Annotated in this window: 22 protein-coding genes, 1 tRNA gene and 1 pseudogene; 12 read left to right on the forward strand and 12 right to left on the reverse strand. The window is 75.7% G+C overall.

The annotated features are described in order from the left end of the window. Positions 1-7 precede the first annotated feature (7 nt). Positions 8-1,138 (reverse strand): citrate synthase 2, encoded by a 1,131-nt coding sequence (locus tag ACI78Q_RS01600; RefSeq protein ID WP_456921559.1) that lies wholly within the window; start codon positions 1,136-1,138, stop codon positions 8-10. Positions 1,139-1,294: 156 nt separating this feature from the next. Here ACI78Q_RS01600 and pdxH point away from each other — a divergent pair, with 156 nt between their 5' ends. Continuing rightward, on the forward strand, positions 1,295-1,942 hold the full coding sequence (gene pdxH, locus ACI78Q_RS01605) for a pyridoxamine 5'-phosphate oxidase (RefSeq protein WP_456921560.1): 648 nt from the start codon (positions 1,295-1,297) through the stop codon (positions 1,940-1,942). Next, complete coding sequence (locus ACI78Q_RS01610) at positions 1,939-3,339, forward strand: MFS transporter (protein ID WP_456921561.1); 1,401 nt, start codon at positions 1,939-1,941, stop codon at positions 3,337-3,339. The genes pdxH and ACI78Q_RS01610 overlap by 4 nt, the downstream gene beginning before the upstream one ends. Positions 3,340-3,369: 30 nt before the next feature. Here the strand turns inward: ACI78Q_RS01610 and ACI78Q_RS01615 are convergent, their stop codons facing one another. Beyond that, positions 3,370-4,041 (reverse strand): UdgX family uracil-DNA binding protein, encoded by a 672-nt coding sequence (locus tag ACI78Q_RS01615; protein ID WP_456921562.1) that lies wholly within the window; start codon positions 4,039-4,041, stop codon positions 3,370-3,372. An 80-nt stretch (positions 4,042-4,121) separates the two neighbouring features. Here ACI78Q_RS01615 and ACI78Q_RS01620 point away from each other — a divergent pair, with 80 nt between their 5' ends. The 5 genes from ACI78Q_RS01620 to ACI78Q_RS01640 all read left to right on the forward strand — a co-directional run bounded on the left by ACI78Q_RS01620 (position 4,122) and on the right by ACI78Q_RS01640 (position 8,979). Beyond that, positions 4,122-4,871 (forward strand): hypothetical protein, encoded by a 750-nt coding sequence (locus tag ACI78Q_RS01620; RefSeq protein ID WP_456921563.1) that lies wholly within the window; start codon positions 4,122-4,124, stop codon positions 4,869-4,871. A 37-nt stretch (positions 4,872-4,908) separates the two neighbouring features. Then, the gene (locus tag ACI78Q_RS01625; RefSeq protein ID WP_456921564.1) at positions 4,909-5,823 is read left to right on the forward strand and encodes an ABC transporter ATP-binding protein; all 915 of its coding nucleotides are present in this window, start codon (positions 4,909-4,911) and stop codon (positions 5,821-5,823) included. Beyond that, complete coding sequence (locus ACI78Q_RS01630) at positions 5,820-7,010, forward strand: ABC transporter permease (protein ID WP_456921566.1); 1,191 nt, start codon at positions 5,820-5,822, stop codon at positions 7,008-7,010. The genes ACI78Q_RS01625 and ACI78Q_RS01630 overlap by 4 nt, the downstream gene beginning before the upstream one ends. Positions 7,011-7,065: 55 nt before the next feature. After that, the gene (locus tag ACI78Q_RS01635) at positions 7,066-8,043 is read left to right on the forward strand and encodes a TIGR03557 family F420-dependent LLM class oxidoreductase (RefSeq protein ID WP_456921567.1); all 978 of its coding nucleotides are present in this window, start codon (positions 7,066-7,068) and stop codon (positions 8,041-8,043) included. A 78-nt stretch (positions 8,044-8,121) separates the two neighbouring features. Continuing rightward, positions 8,122-8,979 (forward strand): tetratricopeptide repeat protein, encoded by an 858-nt coding sequence (locus tag ACI78Q_RS01640; RefSeq protein ID WP_456921568.1) that lies wholly within the window; start codon positions 8,122-8,124, stop codon positions 8,977-8,979. A gap of 132 nt (positions 8,980-9,111) precedes the next feature. Here the strand turns inward: ACI78Q_RS01640 and ACI78Q_RS01645 are convergent, their stop codons facing one another. Continuing rightward, the gene (locus ACI78Q_RS01645) at positions 9,112-10,044 is read right to left on the reverse strand and encodes an SMP-30/gluconolactonase/LRE family protein (protein ID WP_456921569.1); all 933 of its coding nucleotides are present in this window, start codon (positions 10,042-10,044) and stop codon (positions 9,112-9,114) included. A 146-nt stretch (positions 10,045-10,190) separates the two neighbouring features. Between ACI78Q_RS01645 and ppc the strand changes: the two genes are divergently transcribed. Both ppc and ACI78Q_RS01655 read left to right on the forward strand, forming a co-directional pair. Beyond that, positions 10,191-12,989, forward strand: coding sequence for a phosphoenolpyruvate carboxylase (gene ppc, locus ACI78Q_RS01650; RefSeq protein ID WP_456921570.1), 2,799 nt, complete (start codon positions 10,191-10,193; stop codon positions 12,987-12,989). Next, entirely contained in the window at positions 12,982-14,097 is a 1,116-nt protein-coding gene (locus tag ACI78Q_RS01655; RefSeq protein WP_456921571.1) for an inositol monophosphatase family protein, read from the forward strand. The genes ppc and ACI78Q_RS01655 overlap by 8 nt, the downstream gene beginning before the upstream one ends. Positions 14,098-14,164: 67 nt before the next feature. Here ACI78Q_RS01655 and ACI78Q_RS01660 read toward each other — a convergent pair whose 3' ends face one another. Further along, positions 14,165-15,574: an FAD-dependent oxidoreductase gene (locus ACI78Q_RS01660; protein ID WP_456921572.1), complete on the reverse strand. Its 1,410-nt coding sequence runs from the start codon at positions 15,572-15,574 to the stop codon at positions 14,165-14,167. A gap of 71 nt (positions 15,575-15,645) precedes the next feature. Between ACI78Q_RS01660 and ACI78Q_RS01665 the strand changes: the two genes are divergently transcribed. Further along, the gene (locus ACI78Q_RS01665; protein ID WP_456921574.1) at positions 15,646-15,957 is read left to right on the forward strand and encodes a putative quinol monooxygenase; all 312 of its coding nucleotides are present in this window, start codon (positions 15,646-15,648) and stop codon (positions 15,955-15,957) included. Positions 15,958-16,056: 99 nt separating this feature from the next. On the opposite strand, the gene ACI78Q_RS01670 is transcribed toward ACI78Q_RS01665, so the two are convergent. Together ACI78Q_RS01670 and ACI78Q_RS01675 are read right to left on the reverse strand one after the other, a co-directional pair. Continuing rightward, positions 16,057-16,881 carry a hypothetical protein gene (locus ACI78Q_RS01670; protein ID WP_456921575.1) on the reverse strand — a complete coding sequence of 275 codons (825 nt, stop codon included), beginning with the start codon at positions 16,879-16,881 and terminating at the stop codon, positions 16,057-16,059. Between the two features lie 64 nt (positions 16,882-16,945). Then, on the reverse strand, positions 16,946-17,755 hold the full coding sequence (locus tag ACI78Q_RS01675; RefSeq protein WP_456921576.1) for an Fpg/Nei family DNA glycosylase: 810 nt from the start codon (positions 17,753-17,755) through the stop codon (positions 16,946-16,948). Positions 17,756-17,819: 64 nt separating this feature from the next. On the opposite strand from ACI78Q_RS01675, the gene ACI78Q_RS01680 reads away from it, so the two are divergent. Further along, on the forward strand, positions 17,820-18,659 hold the full coding sequence (locus ACI78Q_RS01680; protein WP_456921577.1) for an SCO6745 family protein: 840 nt from the start codon (positions 17,820-17,822) through the stop codon (positions 18,657-18,659). A 16-nt stretch (positions 18,660-18,675) separates the two neighbouring features. Here the strand turns inward: ACI78Q_RS01680 and ACI78Q_RS01685 are convergent, their stop codons facing one another. From ACI78Q_RS01685 to ACI78Q_RS01705, 5 genes and pseudogenes are all read right to left on the reverse strand, one after another. Beyond that, on the reverse strand, positions 18,676-20,040 hold the full coding sequence (locus tag ACI78Q_RS01685; RefSeq protein ID WP_456921578.1) for a cryptochrome/photolyase family protein: 1,365 nt from the start codon (positions 20,038-20,040) through the stop codon (positions 18,676-18,678). Between the two features lie 37 nt (positions 20,041-20,077). Then, positions 20,078-20,407, reverse strand: a pseudogene (locus ACI78Q_RS01690) (GNAT family N-acetyltransferase); the annotation flags it as partial. Between the two features lie 129 nt (positions 20,408-20,536). Continuing rightward, positions 20,537-20,839, reverse strand: coding sequence for a hypothetical protein (locus ACI78Q_RS01695; RefSeq protein ID WP_456921579.1), 303 nt, complete (start codon positions 20,837-20,839; stop codon positions 20,537-20,539). Positions 20,840-20,912: 73 nt separating this feature from the next. After that, the gene (locus ACI78Q_RS01700) at positions 20,913-21,590 is read right to left on the reverse strand and encodes a hypothetical protein (protein WP_456921580.1); all 678 of its coding nucleotides are present in this window, start codon (positions 21,588-21,590) and stop codon (positions 20,913-20,915) included. A 112-nt stretch (positions 21,591-21,702) separates the two neighbouring features. Next, positions 21,703-21,775 (reverse strand) — tRNA-Arg (locus ACI78Q_RS01705). Positions 21,776-21,867: 92 nt separating this feature from the next. Between ACI78Q_RS01705 and ACI78Q_RS01710 the strand changes: the two genes are divergently transcribed. Further along, positions 21,868-22,251: a hypothetical protein gene (locus ACI78Q_RS01710; RefSeq protein ID WP_456921581.1), complete on the forward strand. Its 384-nt coding sequence runs from the start codon at positions 21,868-21,870 to the stop codon at positions 22,249-22,251. A gap of 21 nt (positions 22,252-22,272) precedes the next feature. Here the strand turns inward: ACI78Q_RS01710 and ACI78Q_RS01715 are convergent, their stop codons facing one another. Continuing rightward, on the reverse strand, positions 22,273-23,085 hold the full coding sequence (locus ACI78Q_RS01715) for an alpha/beta fold hydrolase (protein WP_456921582.1): 813 nt from the start codon (positions 23,083-23,085) through the stop codon (positions 22,273-22,275). Positions 23,086-23,168: the final 83 nt, after the last annotated feature.

Genomic DNA, 23,168 nt, shown 5'->3' on the forward strand with positions numbered 1-23,168 from the left:
GCGGTGTTCAGGCCGGCGCGGACTCGGTGACGGCCTTGGTCCGGATGGTGTCCCAGCCCTCGACCTCCTCGGGCCGGCGCGGCTCGGGGCCGATGTAGCGGGCCGACGGGCGGACCAGCCGGCCGGTGTTCTTCTGCTCGAGGATGTGCGCGCACCAGCCGGCGGTGCGGGCACAGGTGAACATCGAGGTGAACATGTGGCTGGGCACCTCGGCGAAGTCCAGGACGATCGCCGCCCAGAACTCCACGTTGGTCTCGATCGGGCGGTCCGGACGGCGCTCCCGCAGCTCCTCCAGGGCCGCCTGCTCCAGCGCCCGGGCCGCCTCGAACCGCGGCGCGCCGAGCTCCTCGGCGGCCCGGCGCAGCACGCGGGCGCGGGGGTCCTCGGCGCGGTAGACGCGGTGGCCGAAGCCCATGAGGCGCTCGCCGCGGTCCAGCAGGTCCTTGACGTACTTCTCGGCGTCGCCCTCCTTCTCCACACCGTCGAGCATGTGCAGCACCCGGGACGGCGCCCCGCCGTGCAGCGGGCCGGACATGGCCCCGATCGCGCCGGAGAGGGCGGCGGCGACGTCGGCACCGGTGGAGGCGATCACGCGGGCGGTGAAGGTGGAGGCGTTCATGCCGTGCTCGGCGGCCGACGTCCAGTAGGCGTCGACGGCGGCGACGTGGCGGGGGTCGGGCTCGCCGCGCCAGCGGACCATGAACCGCTCGACGATGGTGGCGGCCTCGTCGATGCGCTTCTGCGGAACGGCCGGGACGCCGATGCCGCGGGCGGACTGGGCGACGTAGGACAGCGCCATCACCGCGGCGCGCGCCAGCTGCTCGCGGGCCTCCTCGGAGCTGATGTCCAGCAGCGGGCGATAGCCCCAGAACGGGGCCAGCATCGCCAGCGCGGCCTGCACGTCGACCCGCACGTCACCGCTGTGCACCGGGATGGGGAACGGCTCGGCCGGGGGCAGGCCCGGGCCGAACTTCCCGTCGACGAGCAGCGCCCACACGTTGCCGAAGGTGACCTTGCCGACGAGGTCCTCGATGTCGACCCCGCGGTACCGGAGCGCGCCGCCGTCCTTGTCCGGTTCGGCGATCTCGGTCTCGAAGGCGATGATCCCCTCGAGGCCGGGCACGAAGTCGTCGGCCATCTCGCATGCTCCTCTGCGCGCGGGACACGTGCGCACACCGGTGATGGCGCACGACTGCGCCTGCGACCCTAGGCCGTGCCGACACGCCGGGCACAGCGGGGGCGGAGGCCCCGCGCCCTGCGCGCCGGTCACCCCCGCCGGTGACAGCATGGAGTCGTGCCCGACCTCTCCCGCATGCGCAGGGACTACGAGACCAGGGGTCTCCGGGAGTCCGATCTCGCCCCCACGTGGGTCGAGCAGTTCGACCGCTGGTTCGCCGACGCGGTGGCCGCCGAGCTCCCCGAGCCCAACGCCGTCGTCGTGGCGACCGCGGACGCCGACGGCGCCCCCGACGCGCGCATCGTGCTGGTGAAGGGCTACGACGAGTACGGCTTCGTCTTCGGCACCAGCTACGCCTCGGCCAAGGGCGCCCAGCTGGCGGTCAACCCGCGGGCGGCGCTGGTCTTCCCCTGGCACGCGCTGCAGCGGCAGGTGCGGGTGACCGGCCGCGTGGAGCGGGTCGGCCCCGGGGCCTCCGACGACCTGTGGGACCCCCGTCCCCGCGGTGCGCAGCTGGCCGCCGCCGCGTCGGTCCAGTCCACCGTCGTCGACTCCCGCGAGGAGCTGGTCGAGCGCCTGCGCCGGCTGGACGCCCAGACGCCCGACGGAGGGGTGCCCCGGCCCGAGGTGTGGGGCGGTTACCGGGTCGTCCCGGACCGGGTGGAGTTCTGGCAGGGCGGCACCGACCGGCTGCACGACCGGCTCCGGTTCGTGCGGGACGACGAAGAGGGCGGCGGCTGGATCGTCCAGCGGCTCGCCCCATGACCTCGCCCGTCGACCCGGTCGAGGGCGCCGGCCCGGTCGAGGAGCCGGTCCCGCTGCCCCCGCCGGCCCCCCGCCGCGCCTGGGCCATCGACACCACCCCGCTGCGCAACCCCGACTACCGGCGGCTGTTCTGGGGCGTCGCGGCCACGATGCTCGGCCAGCAGATGACGCTGGTCGCCGTCCCGTACCAGGTCTTCGCCCTCACCGGCTCCTCGCTGCTGGTCGGCGTCACCTCGATCGTGGCGCTGGTCCCGCTGATCGTGTTCGGCCTGCTCGGCGGCGCGATCGCCGACTCGATGGACCGCCGCCGGCTGATGCTCATCACCGGCGTGGGCTCGGCGGTGACCAGCGCGCTGCTCGCCGTCCAGGCGCTGCTGCCCGGGGGCGGCAACCTGTGGCTGCTGTGGCTGCTCACCGCCTGCGTCTCCGGGTTCAGCGCGGTCAACCAGCCGACCCGCAGCGCGGTCATCCCCGCGGTGGTCGGGGCGGAGGGGGTGCCGGCGGCCAACGCGCTGGCGATGACGGTCCGCCAGGTCGGCGTCATCGTCGGCCCGCTGCTGGCCGGGGTCCTCATCGCCGTGGGCGACCTGTTCATCACCTACACCGTCGACGCGCTCGGGTTCGTCATCGCCGTCCTGCTGCTGCGCGGGCTGCCCCCGTTGCCGCCGGGTCGCGTCGCCGGGCCGCTGCGGCTGGGCGCCGCCGTCCGCGGGGTGGGGGAGGGCTTCGCCTTCCTGCGCACGCAGCCGGTGCTGCTCATGACCTTCGTCGTCGACGTCATCGCGATGTGCTTCGCGTGGCCTCAGGCGGTGTTCCCCGAGCTGTCGGAGGGGCGCTACGCCGACTCGCCGAACAGCCTCGGCTGGCTGTTCGCCGGGATCTCCATCGGCGCGCTGCTCATGGGCCTGACCTCGGGCTGGGTCTCGCGGGTCGACCGGCAGGGCGCGGTGGTGCTGGGCGCGATCGTCGTCTGGGGGGTGGCGATCATCGGCTTCGGCCTCGCCCCGTCGCTGTGGCTGGCCGTGCTGTGCCTCGCGGTCGCCGGGGCCGGCGACATGGTCAGCGCCGTGCTGCGCTCCTCGATGCTGCAGCTGGCCGCCCCGGAGGAGATGCGCGGCCGCATGCAGGGCGTCTTCCTCGTCGTCGTCGCCGGCGGGCCGCGCCTGGGTGACCTGCGCGCCGGGGCGATCGCCAGCGCGGCGGGGGTCAGCGCGGCGATGGTGTCCGGCGGGGTGGTGGTCGTCGTCGCGATGGCGGTCGTCGCGCTGGTCGTGCCGTCGTTCTGGGCGTTCCGCGCCTCCCGCTCGACGTACGCGACGGTGCCCGCCGGGGAACCCCGGCCGTCCTCGCCCGCCCCCGAGAGTGGCGAGGGCCGGCCGGGGCCCGCCTCTTCCTAGCGGACCCGCCCGGTTCCGCCGGACGGGCCCTCAGGCCAGGGCGGACGCGACCACCCGGAGGTCGGCGACCAGCGCGTCGTAGGCGGCGTCGCGGGCCTCGTCCGGCGTGCGCAGGATGGCCGAGGGGTGCGTGGTGGCCAGCATCCACGTCTGGTGCGGGGCGTCCTCGTCGTCGTCGGCCGGGTCGGCGGCCTCGGTGCCCGGCGGGGTCCAGGGCACCAGCTGCCCGCGGTCCTTCGTGATCCGGAAGGACGGCGAGATCAGCGCCTTGGCCGCCGTCGCGCCCAGGCACACCACGACCTCCGGCTGGAGCACGGTGAACTCCGCCTCCAGCCACGGCCGGCAGGCGCGCAGGTGCTCCGGTCGCGGGGTCTGGTGGATCCGCCGCTTGCCCTTCACGGTGTGCGAGAAGTGCTTGACGGCGTTGGTGATGTAGGCGTCGCGGCGGTCGATGCCCGCCTCGGCCAGCGCCTTGTCCAGCAACCGCCCGGCCGGACCCACGAACGGCTCGCCCCGGCGGTCCTCCTGGTCGCCGGGCTGCTCGCCGACGAACACGATCCGGGCGGTCTCGGGCCCCTCCCCGAACACCGTCTGGGTGGTGTCCTGCCACAGCTCGCAGGCCCGGCATCCTGCGGCGGCCGTGCGCAGCCCCTCCAGTCCCACCCCGGTGGGCGGCTGGGCCGGGACGTTCTCCTCGGTCATGGAGCGATGAGACCGCAGGAACGGCGCTCGCGCAGGGCAGACTGACGCGGCCTCCCTTCCCGTCCCGCGAGGAGCCCGCCGTGCCCACCGTCCACCTCCTCGGCGGCGGCTGGGACCCGTCCGCGGCCGCGGCCCTGTACGGCCCGTTCCTGGAGTCCGCGGGCAGCACCCCGGTCGTCGCGACCGTCGTGCTGGACGAGGGGGACGGCGCCGCGCAGTTCGAGCGCTGGGCCGCGGTCCTCCGACGGACGGCGACCTGCGAACCGGTGCCCGTGCTCCTGCCGCTCGGCGGTCGGCTGGACGTGGCGGCCCTGGGCGACGCCGACGCACTGCTGGTCTGCGGCGGGCTCACCCCCGCCTACGCCGACGCGCTGGCCCCGGTGGCCGGGGAGCTGCGGGCCTGGCTGGCGGCGGGGGACCGTCCCTATGCCGGCTTCTCCGCGGGCGCCGCCGTCAGTGCCGGCCCCGCCGTCGTGGGCGGCTGGCGCGACGGCGGCGTCCCCGTCTGCCCGGAGGACGCCGCGGAGGACCTCGAGGAGGTGACGGTCGTGCCGGGTCTCGGGCTGGTGCCCTGGGCCGTCGACGTGCACTGCGCGCAGTGGGGCACCCTGCCGCGGCTGGTCACCGCGCTCGGCGGGGTGCCGGGCGGCCAGGGGCTCGCGCTGGACGAGGACACCGCCGTCCACCTCGCCGACGGCACCGGCCGGGTCGCCGGGCACGGCACGGCCTGGCGGCTGGAGCGGGCCGGGACGGCGACCACCGTGACCGCCCTGCGCGCCGGTGACCGGGTGGGACGGCTCCGTGGTGTGGACGGGGACTCGTCGTCCTGACCGATACGGTCGGCGGGACGAAGGGAGAACCCGCGCCGTGCTGGAGTTCGACGGGCTGTACAAGACCTACGGGTCCAACCGGGTGCTCGAGGGGGTGGCGTTCGCCGTCGCACCCGGCTCCATGTTCGGTTTCTGCGGGTCCAACGGCGCCGGCAAGACCACCACGATGCGCATCGCGATGGGCCTGGCCCGCGCCGACGCGGGCGAGGTCCGCTGGCAGGGCCGCGCCCTCGACCAGGCGGTGCGCCGGCGCATCGGGTACATGCCGGAGGAGCGCGGCCTCTACCCGAAGATGAAGGTCGCCGAGCAGGTCACCTACTTCGCCCGGCTGCACGGCATGGACCGGGCCGCGGCCCGGCGCGCCGCCGACGAGTGGGTCGAGGTGCTCGGGCTCGGGCCCCGCCGCGGCGACGCGGTGGAGAAGCTCTCCCTGGGCAACCAGCAGCGGGTGCAGCTGGCCGCCGCGCTGGTGAGCCGGCCGGAGGTGCTGATCCTCGACGAGCCGTTCTCGGGCCTGGACCCCATCGGGGTGGACTCGCTGGCCGGCGCGCTGCTCGGGCAGGTCCGCCAGGGCGTGCCCGTGGTCTTCTCCAGCCACCAGCTCGACCTGGTCGAGCGGCTGTGCGACTCCGTCGGCATCCTCGCCCGCGGCCGGATGGTCGCCACCGGGCCGGTCGCCGAGCTGCGCCGGCGGGAGGCCGGCCGGCTGCTGCGCGTCGTCGTCCCCGACGCGGCCCCGGGGTGGGCCGCCGACCTGCCGGGGGTGCGCGTGGTGTCCGAGCAGGCCGGCGACACCGTGCTGGAGCTGAAGGGCGACACCGACGACCAGGCGGTGCTGGCCGCGGCGCTGGCCACCGGCCGGGTCACCCACTTCGCCTGGCAGCAACCGACGCTGGTGGAGCTGTTCCGCGAGGCCGTGGCCGCACCGACCGCCCAGGAGGTGGCGGCGTGAGCGCGCCGCAGGAGGTCGGCAGCGCCGCCATGGTCCGGCTGGTCGCGAGCCGGGAGCTCTCGGCCCGGCTCCGGGACAAGAACTTCATCATCAGCTCGGTGGCCATCCTGGTGCTGCTGCTCGGCACCCTGGGCCTGCAGGTGGCGCTGAACTCCGGCAGCCAGGAGACGCGGATCGGCGTCGTCGGCGAGGTCCAGGGGCTGGAGCAGGCGCTGCAGGCGCAGGGGGAGGCCCTCGGCGTCGACGTCGTGGTCGAGCCGGTGGACGGCGCGGCGGCCGCCCGCGCCGCGATCGAGGACGGCGACGTCGACGGCGTGGTGCTCGCCGACGGCGGTCAGGAACCCGAGCTCCTGGTCGAGCAGTCGGCGGACGGGTCGCTGCAGGCCGTCGTCCAGGGCGCGGTCGGGCAGCTGGCCGTCGCCGAGCAGCTGGCCGAGGCGGGGGTGACCAACCTCGACGTCCCGGAGGTGGCGGTCACCGCGCTCGACCCCGACGCGGACCGGGACGGCCAGCGCGTCGTGGTCGCGATCATCGGCACGGGTCTGCTCTACGGCCTGCTGATCCTGTTCGGCCAGTTCGTGGCCCAGGGCGTGGTGGAGGAGAAGTCCAGCCGGGTCGTGGAGCTGCTCCTGTCGAGCATGAAGCCCTGGCAGCTGCTCGCGGGGAAGATCCTCGGCCTCGGCCTGCTGGGGCTGGCGCAGATCGTGATCATCGCGGCCGTGGGGGTGACCGGCGCGCTCGCCTTCGACCTCGTCGACATCCCGGGCGAGCTGGTCGGGACGGCGGTGTCGGTGGTGCTGTGGTTCGTCCTGGCCTACGCCCTCTACGCCTCGATCTTCGCCGTGGCCGCCTCGCTGGTCAGCCGGCAGGAGGACCTCGGCACCGTCCTCATGCCGACCACCCTGGTCCTCGTGGTCGGGTTCTTCATCGGCATCCAGGCCGCGGCCGACCCCGACGGCACCCTCGCCGTCGTCACCTCCTTCGTCCCGGGGCTCTCGCCGCTGGTGATGCCCGTCCGGATGGCGGCCGGCAACGTCGCCGCCTGGGAGGTCGGTGTGGCGGCGGTCCTGGCGGCCGTCGCGGTGGCGCTCGTCGTCCGGGTCGGCGGGCGGGTCTACGCCGCGTCGCTGCTGCGCACCAGCGGGAAGACCAAGCTGCGCGAGGCGCTGCGCGCCGAGCGCGTCTGAGGTCGGGTCACCCGGGTCGGGCGTGTCGTGCCCCCGGCCCGGGTAGCGCCGCCGCATGGCGATGCAGCTGGGCTACACGATGATGACCGAGCAGGCCGGGCCGAAGGCCCTGGTGAGCCACGTGGTCGGCGCCGAGGAGGTCGGCTTCGACTTCGCGGTCAGCAGCGACCACTACTTCCCGTGGCTGGACGAGATGGGGCACGCGCCGCACGCCTGGACGGTGCTCGGCGCCGCCGCGCAGGCCACCAGCCGCATCCCGCTGATGACGTACGTGACCTGCCCGACCTTCCGCTACCACCCGGCCGTCGTCGCGCAGAAGGCGGCGACGCTGCAGCTGCTCTCCGACGGCCGCTTCACCCTCGGCCTCGGCGCGGGGGAGAACCTCAACGAGCACGTCGTGGGCGCCGGCTGGCCCCCGGCCGACGTCCGGCAGGAGATGCTCGTCGAGGCGATCCAGATCATCGGCGACCTCTTCGACGGCGGGTACACCAACTTCCGCGGTGAGCACTTCGACGTCGAGTCGGCCAAGCTGTTCGACCTGCCCGAGAAGCGGGTGCCGATCGGGGTCGCCGTCTCCGGTGCGCAGTCCTGCCAGATCGCCGGGGAGCTCGCCGACGCGATGATCGCCGTCGAGCCGGACGCGGAGCTGGGGGAGCGGTTCGACGCCGCCGGCGGGGCCGGCAAGCCCCGGATCGGGCAGATGCCGATCTGCTTCGATCCCGACCGGGACGCCGCCGTCACCCGGGCGCACACGCTGTTCCGCTGGTTCGGCCTCGGGTGGAAGGTCAACGCCGAGCTGCCCGGCACCCAGGCGTTCGACTCCGCCAGCCAGTTCGTGCGGGAGGAGGACGTCGCCGGCAGCATCCCCTGCGGGGACGACGTCGACGCGGTGGTCACGGCGGCGAAGGCCTACGCCGACGCCGGGTTCACCCACCTCGCGCTGGTGCAGATCGGCGGCGACCACCAGGCCCCGTTCCTGGAGTGGACGCGACGGCAGCTGCTGCCCGCCTGGCGGGAGGCGTTCGGCGGGTGATCGCCGGCACCGCCTCCGAGGGGTGAGAAGCCACCGTCGGGGGACGACGCGGCGACGGCACCCGGTGATGATCACCGCATGGGGAAGGACCTCGACGGGCGCCTCCGTCGGCTGCGCGCCTGCCGGGACGCCGACGCGATCATCGAGCTGGGCTGCGACCTGGCCGATGCCGGGCGTGACCAGGACGCGGAGCGCTGCTTCCGGCGCGCGGCCGAGCTGGGTGCCGCCCTCGGGTGGTTCAACCTGGGCAACTCCCTGGCCGCCCGCGGTCGCGTCGAGGAGGCCGTCGACGCCTACGAGCAGGCGCTGGCCGGCGGGGAGGCCGAGGCGTGGGTCAACCTCGGGCTGGTGCTCGAGGAGCTCGGGGACCTCGCCGGCGCCATGCGGGCCTACGAGGGTGCCGGCGCCGCCGGGGACGCCCTCGGTGGCCTGCAGGTGGCCTTCCTGCTGCACGACCAGGGGGAGCGGGCCGAGGCGCTGACCGTCGCCGACGAGCTCGCCGCCGCCGGGGACCCGCTGGCCGCCGCCGTCGCCGCGACGTGGCGGTGGGGCGCGACCCTGGACGCCGACCTGGAGGCGGACCTGCGCGACGGCCAGGACCTGTTCCCCGGCGCCCGCGTCGCCCTCGCCCAGCTGCTGCGGGAGACCGGCCGGCCGGAGGAGGCGCGGTTCGCCCTCGAGCGGGGGGCCAAGCGCGGCGAGCTGCAGTCCTGGCTGCCCCTGGGCAACTTCTACGCCGACCAGCTCGGTGACGTGGAGGCCGCCGAGGAGGCCTACCGGGCCGGCATCACCGCCGGGGACACCTACTGCCACCACAACCTCGCCGTGCTGCTCGCCGACCGCGGCGACCTCGAGGGCGCCGTCGAGCACTTCCGGCTGGGGGCGGCCGACGGGGATGCCCTCGCCGCGCAGGCGCTGCGCGAGCTGGGGGACTGAACTCGCCCCACCGCCGCGCCGGTGTGGGGGTGCGCCCACTCCTGCGGTGTCGCGCCCACTCCTGCGGTGTCGCGCACGCTCCTGCGCCGTCGCAGCAGCGCAGGAGGGTGCGGAACGCCGCAGGAGCCGGCGTCAGACCACCTGGCGGAGGGCGCCGAGCGGCCCGCGGTAGGGCGATGCCGGCGGCCCGGTGACCCCGGCGGGCACGGTGAACAGGCGGCCGGCGTCGGGCTGGGCCGCCCGCGCCGCGTCGTCCATCCCCTCGGCCGAGGTGCTGACCACCAGCAGGTCGCGGCCGGGCCCGGCGAACGCGCAGCTCGACGTGTGGGCCACCGGCACCTCGACCACGGCGAGGAGCTCGCCCTCGGGGGACCAGCGGCGCACCTGCCCGGCACCCCACAGCGCCGTCCAGAGGCAGCCCTCGTCGTCGACGGTGAGCCCGTCGGCGACCCCGTCGTCCCCCTCGAGGTCGAGCAGGACCCGGCTCCTGCTGAAGCTGCCGTCGGCCGGGTCGTAGTCGAACGCGTGCACCAGACCGGGGCCGGAGTCGGCCAGGTAGACCGTGCGCCCGTCGGGGGCCCAGCCCAGGCCGTTGGAGACGGTGAGCGCGTCGTGCACGGTGGTCACGGTGCCGTCGAGGTCCAGGCGGTAGAGCGCGCCGGCGCCGGACCGCTGGTCGAAGGCCATGGTGCCGGCGTAGAACCGGCCGACCGGGTCGCACTTCGCGTCGTTCATCCGCGTCCCGCCGCCGGTCTCCGTGCCGCCCTCGCCGGCCAGGTCGAGCAGGACCCGCGCGGTGCCGTCGGCCGCCAGGTGCGTGAACCCGCCGCCGGCGGCGAGCAGCCACCCGCCGGCCGCGGCCGGGACGACGGCGCCGACGGTGTCCCCGCCGCGCAGGGCGGGCCCGGTCTCGGTGAGGGTGCCGTCGGCCGCGACGCCGGCGCGCCGGACGAGTCCGGCCGGGATGTCCACCCAGAGCAGCTCGTTCCGGTCGGCGTCCCACGTCGGCCCCTCCGCGTGGGCGGCGGGCGTGGGAGCGGCCGGGACGGCGGTGAGGGTCTGCACCGGCTCATCGTGGCGGACGACCGGCGGTCCCCGCCGGGGGAACGCGTGTGGCCGCCGGGGTGGGTGGGCGTACCGGCGCAGGTGCGCCCTGGTCGTCGGCGTCGCACCGACACGCACTCGACACACGGACGGTCGATACTGCAGCGATGTCCGAAGCCACCGTGGACGTCGCAGACCTGCGCCATCACGGCGCCGACGAGGGGGACGGCACCGACGCCCCGCTGCGGGAGGACATCCGGTTGCTCGGCCGCGTCCTCGGCGAGGTGATCGGCGAGCAGTCGGGGGCCGACGTCCTCGACCTCGTCGAGTCCACCCGGGTGGAGGCCTTCCGCATCCGCCGCTCGGAGGTCGACCGGGCCGAGCTCGCCGGCCGCCTGGGTGACCTCGACGTCCGGTCGGCCAACCACGTCATCCGCGCGTTCAGCCACTTCTCGCTGCTGGCCAACCTCGCCGAGGACATCCACCACGAGCGGCGGCGCCGCTTCCACCGGCGGGAGGGCTCACCGCCGCAGAAGGGCAGCCTGGCCGCCACCTTCGACCTGCTGGACGCCGAGCCGCTCGACCCCGACGTCGTCGCCCGCGAGCTCACCGGCGCACTGGTCTCCCCGGTGGTCACCGCGCACCCGACCGAGGTGCGCCGCAAGACGATCTCCCGGGTGCAGCGGCAGGTCACCGAGCTCATCCGCCGCCGCGACCTCTCCGCCCCCGGGGCGGCCGAGGACGCCGAGTGGTCCGCGCAGCTGCAGCGGGCGGTGCTCACCCTGTGGCAGACCGCCCTGCTGCGGCTGTCCCGGCTGCGGCTGGCCGACGAGATCGACGAGGCGCTGCACTACTACGACCTGTCCCTGTTCCAGGTGGTCCCCGCGCTCAACGCCGAGCTGCGCCGGGCCCTGCGCGAGCGGTGGCCGCACGCCGGCCTGATGGCGCAGCCGATGCTGCTGCCGGGGTCGTGGATCGGCGGGGACCGCGACGGCAACCCCTTCGTCACCGCCGACGCCGTCCGCCGCGCCAGCACCCGGCAGGCCGAGACGGCGCTGGCCCACCACCTCGCCGAACTGCTCGTGCTGCACGACGAGCTGTCGATGTCCGACCGGCTGGTCACCCCCACTCCGGCGCTGTACCACCTCGCCGAGGTCTCCCGCGACGACTCCCCGTTCCGCGCCGACGAGCCCTACCGGCGGGCGCTGTACGGCATCCACGCGCGGCTGGCCGCGACCGCCCAGAGGGTGCTCGGCTCGGTCCCCGGGCAGCCGCCGCACCACGAGCTCGCGCCCTACGAGGCCCCCGAGGAGCTGCTGGCCGACCTCGCCACGATCGACGCGTCGCTGCGCAGCCACGGCGCCGGGGCACTGGCCGACGACCGGCTGACCCGGCTGCGCGACGCCGTCGAGGTGTTCGGCTTCCACCTCTGCGGGCTGGACATGCGGCAGAACGCCGCCGTCCACGCCGACGTGCTCGCCGAGCTGCTGGCCTGGGCGGGCGTGTGCCCCGACTACGCGGCGCTGGACGAGGAGCAGCGGGTCGAGCTGCTGGTGGGGGAGTTGCGGATGCGCCGTCCGCTGACCCGGCCGGACGCCGAGCTGTCGGAGACGGCCCGCGGCGAGCTCGACGTGCTGATCGCCGCCGCCGAGCAGGTGGGGAAGCTGGGTCCGCGGGCGATCCCGAACTACGTCATCAGCATGTGCGAGTCGGTCAGCGACGTCCTGGAGGTCGCCGTCCTGCTCAAGGAGGTCGGCCTGCTCGACCCGGACGGCGAGGACGGCCCGACCTGCCCGGTCGGCATCTCCCCGCTGTTCGAGACGATCGGCGACCTGCAGCACGCCGCGCAGACGGTGTCCGCCGTCCTCGAGCAGCCGCTCTACCGGGCCCTGCTGGCCAACCGGGGCGACGTCCAGGAGGTCATGCTCGGCTACTCCGACAGCAACAAGGACGGCGGCTACCTCGCCGCCAACTGGGCGCTGTACCGGGCCGAACTGGCGCTGGTCGAGGTCGCCCGCCGCGAGGGCATCCGGCTGCGGCTGTTCCACGGCCGCGGCGGCACGGTCGGCCGCGGCGGCGGGCCGAGCTACGACGCGATCCGCGCCCAGCCGCCCGGCGCGGTCGCCGGCGCGCTGCGGATCACCGAGCAGGGCGAGGTCATCGCCGCCAAGTACGCCGATCCCGACCTCGCCCGGCGCAACCTGGAGGCGATGGTGGCGGCCACCCTGGAGGCCAGCCTGCTCGACGTCGAGGGGCTGGGGGACGACGCCGAGCCGGCCTACGTGCTGCTCGACGACCTCGCCGAGCGGGCCCAGGCCGCCTACCGCGCGCTGGTGCACGAGACGCCGGGCTTCGTCGACTGGTTCCGCGCGGCGACGCCGATCGGCGAGCTGGCCGAGCTGAACATCGGCAGCCGGCCGCCCTCGCGCAAGGCCGGCACCTCGATCGCCGACCTCCGCGCCATCCCGTGGGTGTTCAGCTGGTCGCAGGCCCGCATCATGCTGCCCGGCTGGTACGGCACCGGCACGGCGCTGGAGGACTGGGTGGGCGGGGACGACGCCAGGCTCGCCCGCCTGCAGGAGCTGCACCGGCGCTGGCCGTTCTTCCGCACGGTGCTGTCCAACATGGGCATGGTGCTGGCCAAGACCGACCTGGACCTGGCCGCCCGCTACGCCGAGCTGGTGCCCGACCCGGTGCTGCGGGTCCGGGTGTTCGGCGAGATCACCGCCGAGCACGAGCGCACCTGCCGGATGCTGCTGGCCGTCACCGGCGACGACCGCCTGCTGGCCGACAACCCGTCGCTGGCCCGCTCGATCCGCAACCGGTTCCCCTACCTGGAGCCGTTGCACCACCTGCAGGTGGAGATGCTGCGGCGGCGCCGGAGCGGGGACGACGACGAGCTGGTCCGCCGCAACATCCAGCTGACCATCAACGGCATCGCCACGGCCCTGCGCAACAGTGGCTGAGCAGCTGGTGGGGACGCGCGCGCTGACCGTCGCCACGGGCCCGCAGCTCTCCCGCGCCGGCGCGGCCCTCGGGTTGTCGCCCGCGGCCCTGGCCCCCGCCGTCAGCGACCCGGCCTACCGCGTGCTGGTGGGGGACGACGGCGCGGCGGTGCTGCTGCGCCGGCAGTGGACCGCCGAGGGGGTGGCCGAGGCGGTGCTGCTCGCCGCCACCGGGATCGGGCCGGACGCCCCGGCCGTGCTCGCCACCGCGGCCGGCTGGGGCTGCGCACGGGTGCGGGACCGGCCCGGCGGCCGCGGGATCGTGCCCGTGGACGAGCCGCCGCCTGCGGCGCCGGTGGTCGACCGGTTCCTCCACCTGGCGGCACTGGCCGCCACCCGCGTCGAGACGGCGGTCGCGCTGGCCCGCGGCGCGGGGGAGGACCGGGTGAAGGCCGACGGCAGCCCGTCGCTGGCCGCCGACGAGGCGGCCCACGTCGCCGCGATGGAGGTGCTCGGCGGGGTCGGCGTCCCCCTGCTCAGCGAGGAGCGGCCCGACCGGCCGGTGGACGCCGCGCGCCCGTGGGTGGTGGTCGATCCGCTCGACGGCACCGGCAACTTCCGGGCCGGGCTGCCGCCGTGGGCGTTCTCCGCCGGGCTGGTGCAGGACGGCCGCGCAGTGGCCGGCGTCGTGGTGGACCTGTCCTCTGGGCGGCGCTGGTCGGGGGCGGAAGGGGCCGGCGCGGTCCGTGACGGGGTTCCGGTCCGGCCACGGCCCGGTGGCACCGTCGTCGTCCCGAGCGCGCCCTCGGGGGAGACCGTGATCGTGCCGCCGTCGGCCCGGCGGATCCGCGTGACCGGGTGCACCGCGGTCGAGCTGTGCCTGGTCGCCGACGGCTCGGCCACCGCCTGGCACGATCTCGACCGCAGCGGCACGCACGTGCACGACGTGGCCGGCGGGCTGGCCGTGCTCGCCGCCGCCGGCGGGGTCGCGCTCACCTCGGACGGCGAGCCGCTGCTGCTGCGGCCCGACACCGAGTCGCTGGTCCGGCTGGTCGCCGCCGGGAGTGAAGAGGCCGCTGGGGACCTGCTGCGGTCGTTCGAGTCGTCCCCGTCGCTGCACGAACGCTGAGGCGCCTCGTCGGCCGCGGCGAGCAGACCGCCGGCGTTCCCGCGGGAACGTCCCGGGCGCCGGCCGGTCAGCGGGGGTGCGCGGCGGCCTCCCGCACCGCGGCCAGCAGCGACTCCCACTCGTGCAGCGTGGTGCGGGCCCGCCCTCGGGTGGCGCCGAGGGCCACCTCGGCGGCGTCGATGGCCCGCCAGTCGGACAGGAGCACCGGGTCGGCGCCGCGGGCCCGCAGCTCGGACACCAGGTCGTCGACCCCGCCGTGGCCCGGGCGGACCACCCCGGCGGCGACGTCCTCGAGCAGCACGGCGATCGTCTCCCGCGCGTCGTGCTTGTTGGTGCCGACGACGCCGGTGGGGCCGCGCTTGATCCAGCCGGCCACGTACTCGCCGGGGGCCGGCCGGCCGTCCCGCAGCACCCGGCCGCCGTCGTTGGGCACCACGCCGCGGCGGTCGTCGAGCGGCAGCTCGGGCAGTCCGCAGCCGCGGTAGCCGACCGAGCGCACGACGAGGTCGGCCGGCAGCACGCTGGTCTCCCCGGTGCCGGAGGCACGGCCGTCCTCGTCGACGACGGTGCGCTCCACCTCGATCCCGGTCACCCGGTCGGTGCCGAGCAGCCGCACCGGTCTGGTGTAGAAGCGCAGCCGCACCGGCGTCCGGCCCGGCGAGAGCGTGTGCCGGGCCCACTCGCGCAGCACGTCGAGGTTGCGGTGCACGACCCGGTCGGCGGCGGCGCGCTCCTCCGCCGCGGGGTCCAGCTCCAGGTCGGCGGGGTCGACCAGCACCGTGGCCTGCGCCAGCTCGTCGAGCTCCCGCAGCTCCTGGGTGGTGAAGCTGGCGTGCACGGGGCCCCGGCGGCCGAGGACGGTCACCTCCTGCACCGGCGCCGCGGCCAGCGCGTCGAGCACGTGCTGGGGCATGTCGGTCGGCTCCAGCTCGTCCGGGGTGCGGGCCAGGACGCGGGCCACGTCGAGGGCCACGTTGCCCACGCCGACCACCACGACCGACCGGGCCCCGGCCAGCGCGGCCTCGACCTTGGTGCGGTCGGCGTCGGGGTGGCCGGTGTACCAGGCGACCAGCTCGGTGGCGGCCAGGCTGCCGGGCAGCTCCTCGCCGGGGATGGCCAGCTGCCGGTCCAGGGCGGCCCCGTAGGTGTAGACGACGGCGTCGACCGCGCCGTGCAGCTCCGCGCACGAGAGGTCGCGGCCGATCTCCACGTTGCCGACGAACCGCACCCGCGGGTGGTCCAGCGCCCGGTGCAGGGTGTCGCGGATGGCCCGCATCTTCGGGTGGTCGGGGGCGATGCCGTGCCGCACCAGACCGAAGGGCGTGGGCAGCCGGTCGATCAGGTCGACGGCGACCGGCACCTCCTGCTGGCGGGTCAGTGCCTCCGCGGCGTAGATGCCGGCCGGGCCCGCGCCGACGACGGCCACCCGCAGGGGTGACGCAGTGGACGGGGGACCGGGGTCTTCGTCGACCGACACGACAGGCATCCTGACGGGCACACGGGGCGCTGCACCAGGCATACGCCCCCACCGCACCCGAGGAGCAGCCCGTGGCCGTCGTCGTCGTCGCGACCATCACCCCCCAGCCCGAGCACGCCGACGCCGTCCGGGAGGCCGTGCTGACCGCGATCCCGCAGGTGCACGAGGAGGACGGGTGCCAGCGCTACGCGCTGCACGAGGGCCAGGACGGCCGGCTGGTGATGATCGAGCAGTGGGCCAGCCCCGAGGCGCTCGCCGCCCACGGCAAGGGGGAGCCGTTCGCCGCGCTGAGCAAGGCGCTGGAGGGCCGGCTCGCCGGCACCCCGGAGCTGCAGGTGCTCTCCGCGGTCCCGGCGGGGGAGCAGGGCAAGGGCGCCCTCTGAGGAGGTCCACCCGGGCTGCTGCCGGCGCACCGTCTCCGTGATCCAGGTCGGCGCGAAGGGAGAGGTGCGCGTCGGGTGTTCCTCCGGCCCGCGCCCGCTCTAGTCGCAGGCGTGGTCGTGGTCCAGCCCGTCGGAGACGTACTGGGTGAGGACCACCTCGCCGCCGCCGGTCAGCGCCGGCCGCCCGCAGGCGGCCTCGGCGCCGGCGAGGGTGGTGGCCCCGGCCAGCCAGCTGTCCAGCTCGTGGAGGGGGCTGCCCGGGGGGACGTCGCCGGCGATCAGGCTCCACTGGGCGCCGGTCGAGTAGAGCCCGACCTCGGCGCCGCGGTCGGTCAGGTAGGTGGTCATGCCCTCCAGCGCCGCGCGGTTGCGCGCCCGGGCGGCCGCGGAGCCGTACTGCCAGGTGTTCATCGTCTCGACGTCGAGCCACCAGCGGTGCGCGGCCGGGTCGGCGACGACCCCGGCCTCCTGCGCCGCCCGCACGAAGAACGCCTCGACGGTCACGTAGGCGCGCAGCCAGCCGTACTGCCAGGAGCACGCGGTGCTGTTGCCGCCCTGGCAGGCGCCGTACGGGGTGCTGCCGCGCAACGGCCAGGTGTGCAGGACGTCGATGAACTCCCCGGGGTTGGCCGTGTTGACGTAGAGCTGCAGGCCGGGCTGCCCGTCCACCGCACCGGTCGCGTCCGCGGCCCACTCGAGCTGCTCGGCCAGGCAGGGGTTGGGCCGGGTCGCCAGCCCGCCGTTGACGCCGACGATGGCGAAGGCGTGGTCCTCGGGGAGGTCGTCGCCGCACTGCGGGTGCGAGACGTCGTACCCGACGGCCGAGGGCTCGTCGGGGGTGGACGCCGCGGCCGCCGGCAGCCCCAGGGCGAGACCGGCGCACGCCAGCACGGCGACGACCACAGCGCGCGCCGTACCGACCATCCCGCCACGATAACCACGGCTGTGGCGGCGGTCACTCACCCCGCGGAGGGTCACCCGCGGGCGGTCACGCGGCCTGGCAGACGGGGCACCAGTGCAGGTTGCGGCCGACCATCTCCTGGGTCCGGACCTCGGTGCCGCAGATGCGGCAGGGGAGGCCGGTGCGGCGGTACACGTAGTGCGCGTCCTCCCGGACCACCGCGCCGCGACGGCGGGTGCGGTCCTCCGGGCGGGTGGTCACGATCCGGCCCATCCGGACCCCGGCCCGCATGAGCACCACCAGGTCGGCCCACATCCGCGCCCACAGGTCGGCGTCGACGTCCCGGCCCGGGCGGAACGGAGAGACCCGGTGCCGGAACAGGAGCTCGGCGCGGTAGACGTTGCCGACGCCGGCCAGCACCGACTGGTCCATGAGCAGCGCGCCGATCGCGGTGCGGCTGCCGGAGATCCGGCGGTGGGCGCGCATGCCGTCGGTCCGGGGCCGCAGCGGGTCGGGGCCGAGGCGGTCCAGGATCCGGTCGACCTCGGCGGTGGTGAGCACCTCGCACGCGGTCGCGCCGCGCAGGTCGGTCCACACGCCGAGGCCGTCGGGGCCCTCGCCCTCCCAGCGCATCCGCAGCGCGCCCCGCGGCGCCGGGGGGACGCCGGTGCCCGACGTGTAGGTGCCGTAGAGCCCGAGGTGCACGTGCAGGGTGTCGGCGCCGAAGCAGGCGAACAGGTGCTTGCCGTAGGAGGTCACGTCGTCGAGCACCCGCCCGTCCAGCAGCGCCGCACCCGCGGCGAACCGGCCCTGCGGGCTGGTGACGTGCACCGGGCGACCGGCGAAGGCCAGCGACTGGTCCCGGGCCAGCCGGAACAGGGTGTGTCCCTCAGGCACGGGCGGCTCGACCGGTCACGTCTCCAGCTTCGCGCCTGACCTGCGCATCCGCCACGATGCCCGTGTGACACCGGTGACACCGCAGCTGGCGCGGGCGGCCTGGGGCTCGCTGGAGACCGTGCACGTCGTGGGGTTCTTCGCCCCCGAGGTGCAGGAGGCCTACGACGGGTTCGGCGTGCCCGCGACCCGCGCCGGCTACTTCGCCGCCCGCGCGTCCGCCCTCGGGCCGGTCGACCCCGCCGTCGTCGTCGCGACCTTCTACGTGTTCTCGCGCGACCTCGTCGCCGGTGCGGTGCCGGCGGTCTGGGCGGCCGGGACGCCGGAGCAGTGGGCCGCCGCCCGCGTCCGGGGCGTCGCAGCGGCCCTGCACCGGGTGCTCGGCGAGCCCGACGTCGGGGAGGCGCTGGCGCTGGCGCGGGACGCCTGCGCAGGGCTGTCCGCCGCCGGCCGCCCGCTCTACGCGGCCTGGAGCGGCGCCGCGTGGCCCGACGACCCGCTGCTGCAGCTGTGGCACGCCGGCCTGCTGCTCCGCGAGCACCGCGGCGACGGTCACGTCACCGCGCTGATGGCCGCCGGTCTGGACCCGGTGGAGGCCCTGGTCACCGGCGGGCTGGCGTCGGACAGCACCGACTTCGTGCGCACGACCCGCGGCTGGTCCGACGACGAGTGGACGGCCGGTGTCGAGCGGTGCCGATCGCGCGGGCTGGTCGACGACGGCGGCCTGACCGCGGCCGGGCGGGCGCTGCGCCAGGAGGTGGAGGCGACGACCGACGTCCTCGCCCTGCCCGGCTGGGCGCATCTCGGCGCGACCGGCGCGCAGCGGCTGGTCGAGCTGGTGACGCCGCTGCGGGAGCGGCTGTTCGACTCCGGCCTGCTGCCCGGCTGGATCCGCTCGCGGGGCTGAGTTCCGCGAGGCCGGGTCAGGCCCCGCGCAGCCGGGCGTAGCGGTCCAGTGCCACCCGGCGCTCCTCGGCGTGGTCGACGATCGGCAGCGGGTACCCGTCGGGGACGCCGTCCGGCGCGAGCCACGGCTCGTGCACGTACCGGGTCGGGACGTCGCGCAGCTCGGGCACCCACCGCCGCACGTAGGCACCGTCCGGGTCGTACTCCCTGCCCTGACGGACGGGGTTGAAGACGCGGTGGTAGGGCGAGGCGTCCGTGCCGGTGCCGGCGACCCACTGCCACCCGTGGTTGTTGCTGGCCAGGTCGCCGTCGACCAGGTGGGCGAGGAAGTACCGCGCGCCGCGCCACCAGTCGACGTGCAGGTCCTTGACCAGGAACGACGCCACGACCATGCGCACGCGGTTGTGCACCCACGCCTCGCCGAGCAGCTGCCGCATCCCGGCGTCGACGATCGGGTACCCGGTGCGACCGGCCGCCCAGGCGGCGAACCGCTCGTCGGCGTCCGGGCCGGTGTCGTACGCGAGCGCACGCATCCGCCGGTCGAAGGCCTCCCGGTGCGTCTCGGGGCGGTGCCACAGGACGTCGGCGTAGAACTCCCGCCACGCCAGCTCGTCGACGTAGCTCGCCGCCGACTCGCCGGCCTCCTCCGCCAGGTCGGCCAGCAGCGTGCGGGGGTGGAGGCAGCCGTACTTCAGGTACGCCGACAGCCGGCTGGTGCCGTCGGTGCCCGGGGTGTTGCGGGTGTCGCGGTAGCCGGCCAGCCGCTGGTCCAGGAAGCGCCGCCACGCGGCCCGGGCGGCGGCCTCACCGGCGGGCGGCAGGACGACGCCGTCCAGCGGCGGGGCCTGAGGGGGCGGCTCGGAACGGACGCCGGTGCACCAGCGGGCCGACCGTGGCCGCGGCGCCGGTGCGCGCCACCCGTGCGCGCGCCAGGCCCGGGCGAAGGGGGAGAACACGCGGAACGGCGTCCCGTCGCCCTTGGTCACCCGCCCCGGCGTCACCGCGTACGGCGAGCCGGTCCGCACCAGCGGCACCTCGCCGAGGGCGTGCTCCACGGCGGCGTCCCGCCGGCGGCCGTAGGGCCCGGCGTCGGCGGAGACGTGCACGCTGCCGGCGGCGACCTCGCGGGCCAGCGCGGGGACCACCCGCGCCGGGTCGCCGGAGCGCAGCACGAGCGCTCCGTCGACCGCCGTCCCCAGGTCGGCGAGGCAGTCGAGCAGGAACCTCCGGCGTGGGGCCCCGGCGGGGTCCCACAGCCGGGGATCGATGACGAAGACGGGCAGGACGGCGCCGTCGGGACCGGCCGCGTCGCGCGCGGCCAGCAGTGCCGGGTGGTCACCGAGCCGCAGGTCGCGACGGAACCACAGCATCGCGGTCGGCACCCGCGCCAGCGTAGGGAGCCGCCCGCGGCTCCGCAGGTCAGCGGGCGGCCGTCTCCAGGCCGAAGTGTGGACGCTCGTCGTCGGCGACGAGGTCGAGCTCCTCGGGGTGCTGCTGGATGTAGTGGCGGACGAAGGAGCAGTAGGGGAGCACGTGCAGGCCGCGCTCACGGGCGGCGGCGAGGACGCCGGCGACCAGCACCTTCCCGATGCCACGCCCGCCGACGGAGGGATCCACCTCGGTGTGCGGCAGCGCCATGGTGCCGTTCTCGACGTGGTAGCTCGCCAGACCGACGACCCGGCCGTCGAGCAGCACCTCGAAGCGCCCCCGATCGGGGACGTCGACCACGCTCGTCTCCATGCTCGTGTTCCACCTCCGCTCGCCCTGGCGCCGTTGCCGGGGCTCGACATGCGTACTGGAACGGTAACGCCTCGGAGCCCCCGAGTGTTTCGCCGCGCCGGGCTCCCCCCGGCCGCGTGACCGGCGGTGGCGGCCTCCTCACGGTCGGGGGCGGGGGTCGGTCCGCGTCCAGCGCCGCTCGTCCCGGCGGGCGCCCTGGGCCGCCCGGCAGCGGCGGCACACGGCCTGGACACCCTCCGCGTGCCGGCCCGACTCCGGCTGGACGTCGGCCCAGCTGACGTGCGGGAAGCGGGTCAGCCGTGACTTGCTGAGCGACAGGCCGCAGGCCGTCTCGTTGCGCCCGCGCTCCCACGCGTGGACCTCGCCGGCGGGGTAGCGGATGCCGTCGTCTGGGTCGGTCCACTGGTCGGCGGCGGCCACCGCTGCACTGCGCGTTCCCATGGGACACCGGTACCCGCTCGCCGGTGGGAAGTGCGCATGCGCGCCGTCGCCCACCACCGCGACTGACGCGTCATCAGGGCCGCAGGCTCCCGGCGGCCGCGACCACGCGGTCGGACGCGGCCACCAGCAGGTCGCGTACCGCGTCGCACCGGCCGCCTGCGTCATCTGCCCCCGGACCGCCGACGTCGAGCCACAGGAGCTGGTTGTTCGGCTCGATCACGCGTTGGAGCGTCGCCTGGCCGGGCAGGAAGCTGCCGCCGGGGACGCGCTCCCAGGGGTGGCGGTCCTCGAGCAGAGCGCTGTTGGCGAAGGCCTCCTCGTGGAACTCGACCGCGGTGGCGCCACCGACCTCTGCTGCGGCGTCCTCGTCCTCGTAGGTCACGAAGAAGGGTCCGTAGCTGAAGTCCCGGATGGTCGCGTGGACCTGCGAGGCGCCGGTGACGCACCCCGGCACGGTGAACGGCTCCTCGCCCCGCGTGGTGAGCACGCAGGCGAGCGAGCTGGCCTCGCCGGGGATCTCCCGCACGGGCCCGGGGACCACGTCGAACGGCCCGGCCACCGGTCGTCCGGCAGCGGCCGACAGTCCCCGGTGCACGGTGTCGGGCTGGAGGGCGCTGCAGAGGGCTGCACTGCGCTGCGTGTCAGCGGCGGTCGTGACCTCCGCGGCCCGGCCGGGGATCTGCACCGCGGTGCAGCCGCTCAGTGCCGCCACCACGAGGGCGCACGAGACGGCCTGGACCGTTCTCGACATGGACCGCCCCCGCAATCGGCTCCGATGACGGTGGCGGGCCGCGCCCGCCGCTGTGGCTGGTGTACCAGGCGGGGAGCCGCGTCGGGATCGGTGCCCCTCGAAGGAGGGAGGGTGCCCCCGGCAGGATTCGAACCTGCGACACACGGTTTAGGAAACCGATGCTCTATCCCCTGAGCTACGGGGGCTCGTCGGCGGACCGACCGGGGCGTACCCGAGGAGGTTAGCGGGCGCGGGGCGAGGTCCCCCCGGGGCGGCCCCGGCGAACTACCGTCAGCGCATGGTGGTCGCGCTGGCCGAGCTCACCCTCCTGGTGCTGCTGGCCGCCCTGCTGCTGTACGCGCTGGGCACCTGGTCCACCCGGCCGGTGCTGCGCACGGGCGCGGGCCAGACCCGGTTGCCCGCCCGTGCGAAGTCCGAGATCGCCGCCGCCGTCGCCCAGGCCCGCTGGGCGCCGGCCCACGACGAGGTGGACGGTGTCACGCGGGTGCTGCTGCGGCGTTCCTACACCGGGCTCGACGGGCTGCCGGTGGTGCTCGAGGACCGCGTGTTCGAGACCTTCCCGGCGGCCGACCCGGCGTGGGAGGCGCGGTTCACCGAGGCGATGTCCGGTGCCCGGTTCCGCTGCGCCTACCTCAACGCCGAGGAGAGGCCCGGCGGCTGACGCCCCGCTGCTGACGGCCGGTCAGGCGACGGCGCGCAGGCGCTCGGGCTCCCGGCGTCCGGCGGTCTCCGACACCAGGCGGGCGATCGTCGCCGGCCGGTCGGACTGCGGGGCGTGGCCGGCCATCATCAGCGGGCTGAAGCGCGAGCCGGGGACCAGCGGCAGGTAGCGCACGGTCTGGCCCGAGGCGACCCAGTCCCCGACGCCCTGCACGAGGGTGACCGGACACGCGATCCGGTCCAGGCCGCGGGGGACGTCGAGCATCAGGGCCCACAGCACGGTGCGCCAGAAGTCGCGGGACTCCGCGAACCCCTCCCGCGCGCCGACGGCCTCCTCCGGGGAGGTGCTCCACGGGCGGGCCTTCAGCGGCGCCAGCAGCGCGGCCCGCCCGACGGCCGAGCGGGAGACGGTCTCGATCAGCGGCTGGGCCACCCGCATGGCGATCCGCGCCGTGCCCATGCCGAGGCCCTGGTGGACGCGCTCCTGCGGCACGTTGAGGCCCGACGGGGAGATCGCCACCACCGACAGGGCACGGCCGCGGACGGCGAGCTCGAGGGCGATGCGGGCGCCCAGCGAGTTGCCCAGCACGTGCACCCGGCCGAGGCCCTGGGCGTCCAGGGTCTGCTCGACGGCGTCGGCGATCGCCGCGACGGTGGGGCGCTGCTCCAGGTGCGGTGAGCGCCCGATGCCGGGCAGGTCGACGTTGACCACGTCGAAGTGCGCGCGCAGCTCGGGCAGGACGGCGGTGAAGTCGCGCCGGGAGCTGCCCATGCCGTGCAGGAGCAGGAGCGGCTCACCGGAGCCGGAACGGGTGAGGGACAGCGGAGCGGTCACCCGTCCGTGGTACCCGGCCCCGGCGGCGGGCGGTCGTGAGATCGGTCACCCGGGGTCCGTGGGGCACGCGGGTCGCGCGCCCC

It is taken from the genome of Geodermatophilus sp. SYSU D00705, assembly GCF_054050135.1.